This window comes from Eubacterium sp. AF19-12LB (genome assembly GCF_003479125.1).
GTDB classification, from domain to species: Bacteria; Bacillota; Clostridia; order Lachnospirales; family Lachnospiraceae; genus Eubacterium_U; species Eubacterium_U album.
Map to the genome: position 1 here is coordinate 270821 of NZ_QUGP01000002.1, position 15253 is coordinate 286073.

General features: G+C 32.7%; 15 protein-coding genes. 3 read left to right on the top strand and 12 right to left on the bottom strand.

Annotated features, from left to right (window positions below; translation table 11 throughout):
- Positions 1–161: 161 nt before the first annotated feature.
- Together DWX29_RS02970 and DWX29_RS02975 are read right to left on the bottom strand one after the other, a co-directional pair.
- A complete protein-coding gene (locus DWX29_RS02970) occupies positions 162–1136 on the bottom strand; it encodes an ATP-dependent 6-phosphofructokinase (protein ID WP_022089012.1) in 975 nt (324 codons plus the stop codon).
- 143 nt (positions 1137–1279) lie between these two features.
- The gene (locus DWX29_RS02975; protein ID WP_118565141.1) at positions 1280–1993 is read right to left on the bottom strand and encodes a hypothetical protein; all 714 of its coding nucleotides are present in this window, start codon (positions 1991–1993) and stop codon (positions 1280–1282) included.
- A 363-nt stretch (positions 1994–2356) separates the two neighbouring features.
- Between DWX29_RS02975 and rlmH the strand changes: the two genes are divergently transcribed.
- Positions 2357–2836, top strand: coding sequence for a 23S rRNA (pseudouridine(1915)-N(3))-methyltransferase RlmH (rlmH, locus tag DWX29_RS02980; protein WP_022089009.1), 480 nt, complete (start codon positions 2357–2359; stop codon positions 2834–2836).
- A 189-nt stretch (positions 2837–3025) separates the two neighbouring features.
- Here the strand turns inward: rlmH and DWX29_RS02985 are convergent, their stop codons facing one another.
- From DWX29_RS02985 to DWX29_RS03030, 10 genes are all read right to left on the bottom strand, one after another.
- Positions 3026–3778, bottom strand: a complete 753-nt coding sequence (locus DWX29_RS02985; RefSeq protein ID WP_022089008.1) for an amino acid ABC transporter ATP-binding protein — start codon at positions 3776–3778, stop codon at positions 3026–3028.
- The gene (locus DWX29_RS02990; RefSeq protein WP_117910202.1) at positions 3765–4481 is read right to left on the bottom strand and encodes an amino acid ABC transporter permease; all 717 of its coding nucleotides are present in this window, start codon (positions 4479–4481) and stop codon (positions 3765–3767) included. Before DWX29_RS02990 ends, DWX29_RS02985 begins: the two co-directional genes overlap by 14 nt.
- 136 nt (positions 4482–4617) lie before the next feature.
- On the bottom strand, positions 4618–5406 hold the full coding sequence (locus DWX29_RS02995) for a transporter substrate-binding domain-containing protein (RefSeq protein WP_022089006.1): 789 nt from the start codon (positions 5404–5406) through the stop codon (positions 4618–4620).
- A gap of 188 nt (positions 5407–5594) precedes the next feature.
- Positions 5595–6473: a DMT family transporter gene (locus DWX29_RS03000; protein WP_022089107.1), complete on the bottom strand. Its 879-nt coding sequence runs from the start codon at positions 6471–6473 to the stop codon at positions 5595–5597.
- Between the two features lie 74 nt (positions 6474–6547).
- Positions 6548–7282 carry an HAD-IA family hydrolase gene (locus DWX29_RS03005; protein WP_022089106.1) on the bottom strand — a complete coding sequence of 245 codons (735 nt, stop codon included), beginning with the start codon at positions 7280–7282 and terminating at the stop codon, positions 6548–6550.
- A 14-nt stretch (positions 7283–7296) separates the two neighbouring features.
- On the bottom strand, positions 7297–8025 hold the full coding sequence (locus tag DWX29_RS03010) for a YebC/PmpR family DNA-binding transcriptional regulator (protein ID WP_022089105.1): 729 nt from the start codon (positions 8023–8025) through the stop codon (positions 7297–7299).
- Positions 8026–8151: 126 nt separating this feature from the next.
- Positions 8152–8499: a type II toxin-antitoxin system PemK/MazF family toxin gene (locus DWX29_RS03015; RefSeq protein ID WP_022089104.1), complete on the bottom strand. Its 348-nt coding sequence runs from the start codon at positions 8497–8499 to the stop codon at positions 8152–8154.
- 90 nt (positions 8500–8589) lie between these two features.
- Positions 8590–9786: an alanine racemase gene (alr, locus tag DWX29_RS03020; protein ID WP_022089103.1), complete on the bottom strand. Its 1197-nt coding sequence runs from the start codon at positions 9784–9786 to the stop codon at positions 8590–8592.
- A 130-nt stretch (positions 9787–9916) separates the two neighbouring features.
- Complete coding sequence (locus DWX29_RS03025; protein WP_118565143.1) at positions 9917–11413, bottom strand: NAD(P)H-hydrate dehydratase; 1497 nt, start codon at positions 11411–11413, stop codon at positions 9917–9919.
- Between the two features lie 13 nt (positions 11414–11426).
- Positions 11427–12065, bottom strand: a complete 639-nt coding sequence (locus tag DWX29_RS03030) for a redox-sensing transcriptional repressor Rex (RefSeq protein ID WP_118565144.1) — start codon at positions 12063–12065, stop codon at positions 11427–11429.
- A gap of 196 nt (positions 12066–12261) precedes the next feature.
- On the opposite strand from DWX29_RS03030, the gene DWX29_RS03035 reads away from it, so the two are divergent.
- Positions 12262–14184, top strand: a complete 1923-nt coding sequence (locus tag DWX29_RS03035) for an ABC-F family ATP-binding cassette domain-containing protein (protein WP_118565145.1) — start codon at positions 12262–12264, stop codon at positions 14182–14184.
- Between the two features lie 116 nt (positions 14185–14300).
- Positions 14301–15233 carry a carbamate kinase gene (gene arcC, locus DWX29_RS03040; RefSeq protein ID WP_022089099.1) on the top strand — a complete coding sequence of 311 codons (933 nt, stop codon included), beginning with the start codon at positions 14301–14303 and terminating at the stop codon, positions 15231–15233.
- Positions 15234–15253: the final 20 nt, after the last annotated feature.

The following is a 15253-nucleotide window of genomic DNA, read 5'->3' on the forward strand; positions in this document are numbered from 1 at the left end:
CTTGTTATATTTTCTAAACTAAACAAGTACCCTCTAGAGATTGTTTCATATTATACGGTTTGAAACGTGCGTCGCAGGGCGTACAATTAACAAAATGCGTAGTGCTTAATTTACACTACGCATTTTTATAATCTATAAATTAATTTGTCTAATCTGAGAGTCTAATCTGATAACAATAAACTTAATTTGTACTGAAATGAATCAATCTGACTATTCTGAATATTTAAAGCTTCATTTATTGAATAGTCTATAAGCTTATCATCTTTTATAGCAACAATTCTGTTCTTATTGCCATTCATCAATATTTCCACGGCATAAGCCCCCATTAATGAACCATACATTCTATCCTTAGCTGATGGTTGTCCACCACGCTGGATATATCCTAATACTGAAACTCTTGATTCAATACCCGTTTTTTTCTTTATTAAATCAGCAAGTTCATTCGCATCTGTTACGCCTTCAGCAACCACAACTAAATAACTGTTTCTTCCATCTTCATGTCGTCTCTTTATTGCATCTGTTACATTATCATAATTGCCATCCCATTTTTCAGGTAAAATAATAGCATCGGCTGATGTTGCCATTCCTGCCCACAAAGCGATATATCCGCGTTTTCTTCCCATTACTTCTACAACGCTACATCTACCATGCGAAATAGATGAATCGCGGATTTTATCAATTGCTTCTGTCGCAGTATTTGCAGCAGTATCAAATCCTAACGTATATTCACTACATGAAACATCTCTATCAATTGTTCCTGGAATACAAGCAATGTTTATTCCTTCTTTTTCAAAATCAATTGCACCCCTTAAAGTTCCATCTCCGCCGATTGCCACAACAGCATCAACATTATTTTTTCTCAAATTATCTGCGGCCTGTTTTCTAAATTTTTCATCTAAAAATCTTTCGCTTCTGCTTGTGTATAAAATAGTGCCTCCCCGATTGTTTATATTTCTAACATCATCAGGCTCTAATTTTATAGTTTCCCAATCTATAAGTCCTTCGTATCCTCTAAAAATTCCAACTACTTCTATTCCAAAACGCGCCGCACTAAATACAACTGCTCTTATAGCTGAATTCATTCCCGGTGCATCTCCTCCACTTGTTAAAACTGCAATTTTTTTAATTTCACTCATTTTATTTTTCTCCTCTAAATTAACTATATTACGTATACATTCTCTTCATATATTATCCTATTTTTCACTATCTATTATTAGTACTAAGCATAAAAAAGCTCTTGCATTTTATATCTATTAATGCAAGAGCTTTTATTTTATATTTATTCTTCATATATACTCTGATATATATTCTCAATAAGTTCATCTATCAATGCCTCATCAGCATCCTCAAATTCATGCATCAATATGTTTTTTATTACCTCAGCACGGTTGAAAAATAATATTTCTACATGATCATCCTGTGGTACTTCTTTATCAATTATTTCTTTTGTTATGTTTTCTTTTGCAAATTGATTAATTTTATTTATAAGTTTATCCTCAATGTCAGCCTCAATTTTAACTTTTTTAGCATGCATAAATGATACAATTCCGGCAGCAAGGAATATTATAAACATTCCTCCTAAAACAGAATTAAACAACCATTTAGTCTGACTTGATATTGGAAATTTAATAACATTAATCCATTGAAGAATCATAACAAAAAGTCCAACTCCACCAACTAAAATCAATGTATATGCTGATGACTTTACATCTTCATATTTATCTGATAATTTCTGATATGTCTTTGCAGAACTAATAAATCTGCTTTCTTCATCTTCTTTGTCAACTGATACATTTCCATCCTCTAAAGATTCATATGTTTCGCCTAAATTAGCATTCTCTAATTCAGCATTAATTATATTCTCATTATCCATAATTTCTTCATCAGACTCATTAGTTATATCATCTAAGTTGTCTACTAAATCGCAACCACATTCGTTGCATTTTTTTATTCCATCTACAAATTCGTATTTACATTTTGGGCAAAATGGCATTTACATTTCCTCCGTATACCGTATAATGATATTTACGGATTGTTTTGCACTTAGTGCTCTCACAATCCTAAAACATTTACTTTTATTGTATAATGATATTTACGGATTGTTTCGCACTTCGTGCTTTCTCAATCCTAAAAACATTTACTTTTATTGTATAATGATATTTACGGATTGTTTCGCACTTCGTGCTTTCTCAATCCTAAAAACATTCGGATTTCGCCCTATCGGGCTACTTCCTCATGTTTTATGGATACCATAAATGTGAGTTTTTTTGTGCAAGCACAAAAAACTCCCGCTTCGGTATCCTTATATCATTATACTCTATTATTTGTTTTTGAACAAGGTGAAAGGATTTTAAATATGAAAATTACACTCATTACTGTTGGCAAAATTAAAGAAAATTTTTATAGAGATGCAATTGCTGAATATTCTAAACGTCTTTCAAGATATTGTAAATTAAATATTGTTGAAGTTGCCGATGAAAAAACAATCGAAAACAGTTCCGATACAGAAATTAATTTAATTAAGGAAAAAGAAGCTGAACGAATTTTAAAGCACGTTCCAGACAACGCATATGTTATTACTTTAGAAATTTTAGGAAAGCAATTGGATTCCGTTGAATTATCTAAAAAGATTAATTCACTGGGAATAACCGGTGAAAGTCATATTATTTTTATTATTGGCGGTTCTTTAGGCTTACATGAAAGTGTTTCTAAACGTTCTGATTTTAAATTAAGCTTTTCAAAAATGACTTTTCCACACCAACTAATGCGTGTAATTTTATTAGAACAAATATATAGAAGTTACAGAATCATAAATAATGAACCTTATCACAAATAAATCATAAACAAAGTTTGCGACACTTCATTCTTAAATTTGACATTTGAAAACTAAATTTTATAAAAGTAAATTATTCTACACAAAAATATAAAAAGCAGCGAGCCTTAACTCACTGCTTTTTAGTATATATATATCAAAAATTAATCTTAAAATGATTTATATAAAACACTTTTATAATTCCATTAGTCTTTATAACACTTTTGATAAAAAGTCTTTTAATCTCTGGTTCTTTGGATGTTCAAATATTTCTTCCGGAGTACCTTCTTCAATTATTCTTCCCACATCCATAAATATAACTCTTGTTGCAACTTCTCTAGCAAATGCCATTTCATGTGTAACAACAGCCATTGTCATTCCTCTGCGTGCTAAATCCTTCATAACACTTAAAACTTCACCTACCATTTCAGGATCAAGTGCTGATGTAGGTTCATCAAAAAGCATTACTTCCGGATCCATGCACAAAGCTCTTGCAATCGCAATTCTTTGTTTCTGTCCACCTGATAACTGTTTTGGATACGCCTCAGCACGATCAGCTAAATTAACAACTTCAAGAAGTTCCTTTGCCTTAGCCTCGGCTTCTTCTTTGTTTTTAATTTTGAGTTTTGTTGGTGCTATAGTCATATTCTTCATTACAGTCATATGAGGGAAAAGATTAAAATGCTGGAATACCATTCCCATTTTCTGTCTGTGTTTATCTATATTAGTTTTCTTCCCTAAAAGATTTTCACCTTCAAATATAATTTCTCCATCTGTAGGTATCTCTAAAAGGTTTAAACAACGGAGCATTGTACTTTTACCACTACCTGACGGTCCAATAATAACTACAACTTCTCCTTCGTTAATTGTAAGATTAATACCATCTAAAGCTTTGATAACTTCACCTTTGTAGTATTTCTTTACATCTTTCACAACAATTAAAGGCTGACTATTATCTTTCATCATTTCTTAGTCTCCTTTCTAATCTTCCAACTAAATAAGTAAAGAACATTACCATTACCAAATAAATAACAGCAACTGTTATAAGTGGCATAAACGCACTATATGTTCTACTACGAATAATATCTCCACCCTTTGTTAAATCCTGGAGAGCAACATAACCTGCAACTGATGTTTCCTTTAATAAAACAATAAATTCATTTGCAAGGGCAGGTAAAATATTCTTAAATGCCTGTGGAAGAATAATATAAATCATTGTCTGAATGTAATTAAATCCTAAACTTCTTCCTGCCTCAAACTGACCTCTGTCAATTGCCATAATACCACTTCTAATTATCTCAGCAACATATGCACCAGAATTAATTCCAAATGACAAAATAGCAATAGGTACTTTATTATTTGATGTTGAAAAAATTACATAATACATAATCATTAACTGAACAACTACCGGTGTTCCTCTGATTACTGTTAAATAAATTTTTGCTACTAAGTTTAAAATCTTTAATACTGCCTTACCGACTTTAGATTTCATACTTTCATAATTTGTATCATAAGTAGAACGGATAATAGCTATTACCGAACCTAAAACAATACCTAAAATAACTGCAAAGAATGTAACTTCGAGAGTTATTTTCAAACCGTCAGTCAAATATTTCCAACGGTTATCCTTTATAAAATTAAGTACAAAATCATCTTTTATGTCAGCCATAGAAAAAGCTTTAATAATAAAATTCTCCATTGTTTCTCCTATAAAATATGTAATGCCCCCGCCCTTCGGTCAGCGGCTATTCATCGGAAACATTTACATAAAATGAACTACGTTCATTTTGTTTCCCCGTTACTAATTATTCAGCATTAATATATTTGTCAAGGATTTCCTGAACCTTTCCTTCATCCTTTAATTCTTTTAATGCTCCATTTATTTTTTCTGTTAATTTATCATTTCCTTTTTTAATAGCAATAGCATAATCTTCTGTTACATACTCTGTATCAAGAATTTTTAATCCTTCGTTTGCAGCTACAAATTCTTTTGCCGGCTGATTATCAATAACTACACAGTCAATCTTTCCTGCGATTAAAGCCTGAACAGCATCTGCACCTTTGTTAAATCTTTCAACTGTTCCTAATTTTTTACCTTCGATATCATCTGTACAATAAATATCACCTGTCGTTCCACTCTGTACACCTATTGAATGATTTGCCCCATCTGCAAATAAGTCATCAACTGTAGTAATATCTGAACCTTCTTTTACAATAACAACCTGAACACCTGTTGCGTAACTGTCCGTAAAGTTAACATTTTTAAGTCTGTCTTCTGTTACTGTCATTCCTGCAATACCAACATCTGCTTTTCCACTCTGTACTGCTGTAATGATTGAATCAAAGTTCATATCTTCAACCTGTAATTTAAGGTCTAATTTGTCAGCAATTGCCTGCGCTATTTCTACATCAATACCTGTAACTTCACCGTCATCTCCATAATATTCATATGGTGGGAATTCTGCGTTTGTTCCCATAATTAACTTGTCTTCATTAACTGTTCCATTAGCTGTTTCTGATTTTTTACTTCCACATGCTGTAAACATTGATACAGCTAAAATTGCTGAAAGTGCTACTACTAATACTTTTTTCATTTGAATTTCCTCCTAAATAATATGTATTGCCCCCGCCCTTCGGTCGATGGCTATTCGTCGGAAACATTTACATAAAATGAACTTGGTTCATTTTGTTTCCTCCTATTTTTACAATAGGTTTATTATACTTAAGACAATATAATTTTGCAACTATATTGAACTTATCATATTAATCTGTTGCTAACTGATTATGTATTCTTTATTGGCAACTGTGCAAGAACAATTGCAGCAAACATACATATACAGCCATATATTTCACGCTGAGTCAACTGCTGATTTAAAATTAAAAGCCCTGCAATTACAGATACAACTGACTCTAAACTCAAAATTAAAGATGCAACCGTTGGATTAACATTTCTTTGTCCTACAACCTGTAATGTATATCCAATTCCAGTTGAAACAATGCCTGCATACAATATCGGCTGCCATGCAGCTAATATATATTGAACCTGTGGCTGTTCTGCTGTCATCATAAACACACCACTTAAAATGCCACATACAAAAAACTGAACACATGATATTTTTACCGGATCTGCTTTTGTATTGAAATAATCAATTACCAAAATATGAAGGGCAAACATTAATGCACATATAATTTCATATATATCGCCTTTGGCAATTGTAAATGAGTCAGAAGAAATCGACAACAAATAAATTCCTACAACTGCTAATACAACTCCAAGCCAAATATGTATTCCTGTTTTCTTTCTTAAAAACATAGTTGACAATACAGGTACTAACACTATGTACATTGCTGTGAGAAAACCTGCTTTTCCGACCTCAGTATATTGAATTCCTATCTGTTGAAATGTCATCCCGCCAAAAAGGCATAATCCACAACACAATCCTCCAATAAATACTGCTTCCGTACTCTTTTTTGATTTCTTACTTCCTTTACCCATAACCATAATATATATGGCTAAAAATATGCCTCCGACAATACATCGGGAAAAGTTAAATGTAAATGGCTGAACAAAATTCATTCCAACACTCTGTGCTACAAATCCACTTCCCCAAATTATTGCTGTAAGAAGTAACAACAACGGATTAATTATTTTATCCTTCATAATTTTCTCCCAAAAACAAAAATTAATTTATACATACATATAGGGAGCCTCTATTGAAGCCCCCTTTGTCTTCATTAAATATTCGGAAGAGTGTCTATATATTCCCTAAACACTTTCCAATTTCCTTTTTTATATTGAGAAATATCTTTTTTCTTACTGTTGATTAGACATTCATTAAGTAAAAATACATCCATGCCAATTTCTAATGCACACATGTCTTCATCTACATCATTACCAACCATCAGACAATCTTCAGCATCCTTATCTAATGTCTTTAGCAAATGTCTGTAGTAACTCAGATTAGGTTTGCTAAAGCACGAATTCTCATATGTAGTAACATGCAAAAATTCATCCGGTTCAAATCCTGCCCAACTAAGTCTTTCATATGTTGCAACCTGCGGATATAAAGGATTAGTTGCTACAACAATCTGATATCCTTTACTTTTAAGTAAATCAACACATTCATTAGCAAGACTGTCAGGTCTTGTATTAAATCTTGCCACCTGAAAATCACTCTTGTAAAACTTAGTCATTTCTCTTTCTATCTTAATTCTTTTTCTACGTTCTAATTTTTTCCCGTCGTCCGAAAAATATTTTTCAAAAACATTCCAAAAACATTCTTCATTTGTTATGTAGCCTTCGTTAGCAACCATGGCTTTTGTTCCGGCCCATAAACATTTTTTAATCTTCTCAGGATCAAATCCTAACGTTTCAAATCTTGACTCTAACGCCTTAAAATATGTATCCATAAAATCATCCATATTCATCGGTAAAAGCGTTCCGTCTAAATCAAACAGTACTGTATTCATATTTTTCCTTTTATTTATTCATCCCAATTGTGGAAAACTTCCTGTACGTCATCATCTTCATCTAATAAGTCGATAATTCTATTCATCTTCTTAATAGATTCTTCGTCAGTAAGTGTTACATAATTCTGTGGAATCATTGTAACTTCTGCTTCTGTCATCTTAACACCAGCTGCTTCTAATGCTTCTCTTACTGCACTAAATTCTTCAGGCTGAGTAAGAACTTCATAGCATTCTTCTTCATCTGAGAAATCTTCTGCACCTGCATCAAGTGCAATCATCATTAACTCATCTGCTTCCATATCACATTCTTCTTTGTCAATTATAATCTGACCTTTTTTATCGAACATAAAAGATACACATCCCTGAGTTCCAACGTTTCCGCCACCCTTAGTAAATGCATTTCTGACATTAGCTGCTGTCCTGTTTTTATTATCTGTTAACGCATCAACGATAATAGCTGTTCCGTTAGGACCATATCCTTCGTATGTAACTGATTCATAATTAACTGCATTAACGTTACCTGCAGCCTTCTTAATTCCACGTTCAATTGTATCGTTAGGCATATTGTTAGCCTTAGCCTTAGCAATAACATCACGAAGCTTACTGTTATTATCCGGATCAGCTCCGCCTTCCTTTACTGCAACTGCAATTTCTTTACCAATGATGGTAAACATCTTTCCTTTTGCTGCGTCATTTTTTTCTTTTTTATGCTTAATATTAGCAAATTTTGAATGTCCTGACATTTATATATCCTCTCTTCCGTATTTATAACTTATAACAGGATTTAATCCTGATTTTCATTGTGTCTTAATCAAAACACACACTATAAAAATATATCATTTTATCTATTATTAGTCAACTTTTGCAAATTATGTATTGAGTTCTAAACTTATAGCTAATGCCTCATTGACTGCACTTAAGATTTCATCATCTAAATGACATACCTTATCCTTCAATCTTTTTTTATCTATCGTTCTTAACTGTTCTAATAAAATAACTGAATCTTTTATTATATTATACTTATGCGAATCAACCTCAACATGAGTTGGCAGTTTCGCCTTATTCATCTTTGACGTAATTGCTGCAATAATAACAGTCGGGCTGTGTTTATTTCCTGTATCATTCTGAATAATAAGCACAGGTCTTATTCCACCCTGTTCTGACCCAATTACAGGTCTTAAGTCAGCGTAATAAATATCACCACGTCTAATAACCATATCCACACTCCAAAAAATAGATTGTGTTAACACAATTATATTATTCCACTTTTCAAAATGTGTATTCATTTTTGGAAAAATTTAATTATTTTACAGATCAACGTCATATCTGTCATCAAAGTAATCTTTTGTTCCAACTATTTTGTCATCTTTAACATAAACTCTTGGAATACGTTTGCTTAAGTCACATACAAATTCATAATTGAAGGTTCCTGCTAATGCTGCTAATTCATCAACTGTTATTTCTTCGTCTCCTTCTTTTCCAATAAGAGTTACCTTATCTCCTTCTTTAACATCCATTCCCGTAACATCAACCATAAATTGATCCATGCATACTCTACCCACAATATTTACTTTTCTGCCATTAATGAGTACATATCCTTTATTGCTAAGATTTCTCTGATATCCGTCCCCATATCCAAGTGGAATTGTAGCAATTTTCATATCATGAGGTGCTATATAAGTCTGTCCGTAACTTATTCCTCTTCCTTTTTTAATTGTTTTTACGTAAACTACATGACTGTGAAGAGATAATGCAGGATATAGTTTCATATTTTCACGGCTCATTTCATCTGATGGATACAATCCGTACATTGAAATTCCTGCTCTTGACAATGATAATGAAGTCTTTGGCATTTCCATCATTGCTGCACTATTTGCACACTGATGTATCGGAATCTTAACTCCATTTTTTTCTACTTCATCAACAAAATTTACAAACTCATCAAACTGCTTGTCAGCAAATGACTTGTCAACATAGTCTGCTTTTGCAAAATGTGTAAATATAGATTCTATTTTTATAAAAGGAAGTTTGTTTATTTCAACAATTTCTTTTACTGCATCACTTCCCGGAATATAACCAATTCTGCTCATTCCCGTGTCAACAGCAATATTAATCTTTACTTCTTTGCCAAGTTTTTGTGCGTGCTTTGATAATTTTGTTGCCATTTCTAAAGAAAAAATTGCTGGAATTAATTCTTTTTCTATAATCATATCGTACGATGATTCATCCGCATAACCTAATAAAAATGTAGGTTTATTAAGTCCATGATTTCTTAAATTATTGCCTTCATATGGAGTTGCAACTGCATATCCATAGCACAAATCATCAAGTGCTTTAGCTATAGGCACTGCTCCATGCCCATACCCATCTGTTTTTATTACAAGAACAACTCCTGTATTTTTATTAAGTCTTGTTTTCATCTCATATACATTTTTGTATATTGCATCCAGATTGATTTCTGCATAGCCCCTAAAATATTCTTCTTCACATATTTCTCTTTTCATTTTCTTCTTCTCCACGTTTATAAATTATTTGAATTTATATCTTTATCGTTTTTTATTACATTACAATTTCAAATTATCTCTATTATGTACAGTTTTAAATGAAACTTTATCATTATTGTGTCACAATTATTTACTGAGGCATAATATTTTTTATTTCCTCAATTATATCAGTAGCCATTATAGAGGCTTTAGGCATCTTTGTTGCTACCAAATCTCCGGCAATTCCATGAATGTATGGTGCAAGCGTTGTAGCGTTTTCTACATTGCACCCAATAGCCAACAATCCTGCAACAATTCCAGTAAGCACATCTCCCGAGCCTGCAGTCGCCATGCCACTGTTTCCTGTCATATTTATGTATATATCATCTTGCGTAACAGCAACGCTTCTTGCATCTTTTAGAATTCCATTTGCATTGTACATATAATTAATATTGAAAGCACTTTTTACAAGATTGTCCTTTATTTCATCTATCGTTTTATTTTCAAATCTGGCCATTTCGCCTAAATGCGGTGTCAATATTACATTCTTATGAAGCATTTTTTTTAGTTTAACATTTTGTGAAATAACATTAATTCCATCTGCATCTATTACCGTGTTCTTTCTGCTTTCAAGAACTGCTTCAACCATATTTTTTTGTATTCCACCCGTTCCAATTCCCGGACCAATTGCAATAACATTTGCCCATTCTATACAGGCATCTAAAGCCTTTTTGTCAAAATCATCTGTATCATATACATTTACCATTGCTTCAGGTAATAGTTTTTGTATTACTTCACGATTTTCCTTTGCAGTAAATATCCTTACCAGTCCGGCTCCTGTCCTAAACGCTGCCTTTGCACATAAAAACGCTGCCCCTGTTATATCTTTATTACCTGCTATAACAAGAAGTTTTCCATATGTACCTTTATTAGAATAATTCGGTCGTTTCGGAATTAGTTTTAAATCATCGCTTGTGTGGTATTTATAAACTGTTTCACACTTCTTATAGGAAACATCCGGAAAACCTATATTATCAAATGATAGTTTTCCACAATAATCTGCTCCCGGATAAAGAACTGCTCCAAGTTTAAGTTCTCCAAAGCATACAGTATAATCAGCTTTAACAGCCACACCCATCACTTTTCCTGTATCTGCGTTCAGGCCTGATGGAATGTCTACAGCATAAACTTTTGCCTTGCTTTGATTTATTGCTTCAATTAACTTTTTGTAATCGCCTTCTACATTTCTTGATAATCCGACTCCAAATATTGAATCAACAATTACATGTTTCTTATCCATTTCATCTCTTGTCAGTCTTGAAGCATCTTTGATTTCAATTCCAACTTTCTGTGCTATCTCAATCTGTGTTTTGAATTCCTGTGTTGCCTTATCTATGTTTCCCATAATATAAATGCAGGTGTTATATCCATCTATGTATAACATCCTGCAAACTGCAACGCCGTCGGCACCATTATTACCAGTTCCGGCAATAGCAATTACCTCACTGTTTTTATCTGTTGTTTCTTCAATTAAATCAGCAACACTCTTTGCTGCTCTTTCCATTAATACTAAACTTGGGATTCCAACTTCATTAATTGTATATTCATCAACCTTTTTCATATCCGTACCAGAAATTATTCTTTCCATAGTACTTCACCTCTTATTTATTTTTATTTGCTTTTTCTGATATTCTATATGTAAGTTTCATTAAGCTTTCTGATAAATGAACATTCTCAACTATTATGTCATCGCTAAATCCTAAATCAGTGTGAGCAAAATTCCAAAATGCCTTCACTCCACATTCGACTAATTTTCCAGCAATATCTGTTGCCGGTCCTTTAGGAAGTGCCAATGCCACAATCTCAATATTTTCATTTTTCACATAATCTATTATAGTAGAAATGTCTCTGATTTCAGTCCCATTTACTGTTTTTTTACCAATTAAATCTTTATTTTTGTCAAATAAAGCCGTAATTTCAAATCCTCTGTTTCTGAAATTTCCATAGTTTGCAATTGCCTGTCCAAGATTTCCTGCACCTACAATTATCATCTTATGCGTCACATCAAGTCCTAATAATTTTCCGATTTCATCATACAGATATTTAACATTATATCCGTACCCCTGTTGTCCAAACCCACCAAAATTATTCAAATCCTGTCGTATCTGAGAGGCCGTAACATTCATCATGTCACTTAATTCTTTAGACGAAACTCTTTCGACATCCTGCTGTATTAATTCATCTAAATATCTATAGTATCTTGGCAATCTTGTGATTACCGCCTTGGATATTTTTCTCATTTCCGTTCTCCTTCGTTATTTAACCACTTCAATTATATGTTTTAGGGCAAACATTGTCAAATATTTATCATTCTTTTTGACACTGTTCTTTTACAGTATTTCATTGATTGTTTTAGCTTTTCGTTTTATAATCTTACGTGGTATCAGCCTATTTTTGCTGATTATATAAAAACACTACAAACACAGGAGGATTCCTATGATTTTATCATGCAATCATATAAGCAAGGCTTATGGTGAAGAAGTTATTCTTGACGATTGCAGTTTTTTTGTAAATGACCATGAAAAAGCTGCCATTGTAGGCAATAATGGAGCCGGAAAGTCTACTATATTAAAAATAATAATGAATGAACTTTCATCCGATTCAGGGGATGTAATTATCGGAAAGGATAAGTCTGTTGGTTATCTTGCCCAATATCAGAATTTAGATACAGACAATTCTATATATGAAGAAGTACGTTCCGTAAAACAAAATATTATAGATATGGAAAATAAATTAAGGGAATATGAATCCTTAATGGCAAATGGATGCGACAGCTATGATGATATAGTTAACAGTTACACAAATCTACATCATCAGTTTGAATTGTTAAACGGATACGCATACAAAAGTGAAGTTGATGGTACCCTTCGTGGACTTGGTTTTGAAGACAGTGATTTTAATAAAAAAATTTCAACTTTATCCGGAGGTCAAAAAACCCGTGTTGCACTATGTAAACTTTTAATTCAAAAACCGGATATTATTTTATTGGATGAACCTACAAACCATCTTGATTTAAATTCTATCAAATGGCTGGAAACTTATTTGTCTAACTATAACGGAGCTGTTGTAATCGTTGCCCACGACCGTTATTTCTTAGATAAGATTGTAACTAAGATTGTTGAAATAGAAAATACACACTGCCATGTTTACGATGGCAACTATTCAGCTTACGCTGTTAAAAAGAAAGAACTTAGAGAAGCAGCAATTAAACTCTATATCAAACAACAGGCTGAAATAAAGCATCAGGAAGAAGTCATTGCCAAGCTTCGCTCATATAAACAGGAAAAGTTTTATAAGCGTGCTGAAAGTCGTGAAAAAGCTTTAAGTAAAATGGAAGTAATCGATAATCCTGATACATATGAAAATGCCATGACTCTTAGACTTGAACCAAACTGTACGAGTGGCAATGATGTTTTAAGTGTTTCAAATTTAGCAAAGTCATTTGATAACAAATCATTATTTTCCAATATTTCTTTTGAAATTAAGAGAGGTGAACGTGTTGCTCTTATCGGTGATAACGGAACCGGAAAAACTACAATTTTAAAAATTATAAACGGACTAATTGCTGCAGATAGCGGCTCTTTTACTCTCGGAACAAACGTTAATATCGGATATTATGATCAGGAACATCATACATTAAATGATTCAAATACTTTGTTTGATGAAGTGAGCGATTCTTATCCTAATCTTACAAACACAAAAATCCGAAATGTGTTAGCCGCTTTTATGTTTACAGGTGATGATGTATTTAAACGCGTAGGAGATTTAAGTGGTGGAGAAAAAGGTCGTCTTTCTTTAGCAAAATTAATGCTTTCAGAAGCTAATTTCATTATATTAGATGAACCTACTAACCATCTTGATATGGTTTCAAAAGAAATTCTTGAAAACGCATTAAACAATTATACCGGCACAATTTTTTATGTATCTCATGACAGATATTTTATTAATCAAACTGCCACACGTATCATTGAATTAACAAATAAAGCAATTGTAAATTATATTGGAAATTATGACTATTACGAAGAAAAGAAGGACGAACTTACAGCAATATATGCTCCAAAAGAAGAGCAAACTTCTTCTAATACTCCTTCTGCTTCTACTAATAAGCAAAATTATTTAGAAAGGAAAGCCGAACAGGCAAGGATTAGAAAATTGAAAAATGATATTTTAAAAGTTGAAGAAAAGATAAAAACTAATGAAGAGCGTTTAAATGAATTAGATGAACTTTTAGCTGACCCTGAAATTGCTAAAAACTCAGCTAAATTAAACGAAATCAGTAAAGAACAGGATAAAATTAGCGAAACTCTCGACAAGCTAATGGCTCAATGGGAAGAATTATCCGATTTACTTGACGAATAAACGGTTTATTTATTGTATTTTTCCTTATTATAAGTTAAAATATTTATAAGATTTTGGTCTCAACGGACCTCAAATTACATCAGGTTTTATCCTGATATCAGTAAAGGAGACTACTTATGGCTAACAAAAAAATTGTAGTTGCTTTAGGAAGAAATGCTTTTAGTGAATCATTTCCTAAACAACAGGAACGTGTAAAACTTGCTGCAAAAGCTATTGCAGATTTGGTAGAAGAAAAATATGATGTTGTTATTACTCACAGTAATGGTCCTCAGGTCGGAATGATTCAGACTGCAATGACTGAATTTTCAAGACTTGACCCTGACAGAACTGTTGCACCTATGTCAATCTGTAGTGCAATGAGTCAGGGATATATTGGATTCGATTTACAGAATGCAATTCGTTCAGAGTTACTTTCAAGAGGATTATATAAACCTGTAAGTACTATTATTACTCAGGTAAGAGTTGATCCTTTTGACAGAGCATTTAACGCTCCTTCTAAAGTTATCGGACGTCTTATGACTAAGGAAGAAGCTGAAAATGAGAAGAAAAAAGGTAACTACGTTGAATACGAAGAAGGCGATGAAGGCTACAGAAGAATCATTGCAAGTCCTAAGCCAATTGATATTTATGAAATTGATGCAATCAAGGCTTTAGTTGATGCTCATCAGTTAGTTATCGCAGCAGGTGGCGGTGGAATTCCTGTTCTTGAACAGCGTACAGGATTAAAAGGTGCCAGTGCTGTTATTGAAAAAGATTATACAGCAGCTAAACTTGCAGACATGTTAGATGCTGATGCTCTTATGATTCTTACATCAAGTGATAATCTTACAATTGATGTAGACGGAGAAGTTAAAGAACTCGGTACTTTAACTACAAAAGAAGCTGAAGATTTAATTGATAAAGGATACTTTGATCCTATCACTTCTCTTCCTAAGATTGATGCATCTCTCAATTTCGTATTAGCAAAGAAGGGAAGAAAGGCTATCATTTCTAACCTTGCTAAAGCTAAAGATGCAATCAGAGGAAAAATTGGTACTGTAATTGAATAACAGTCAATTTAATTAACAAA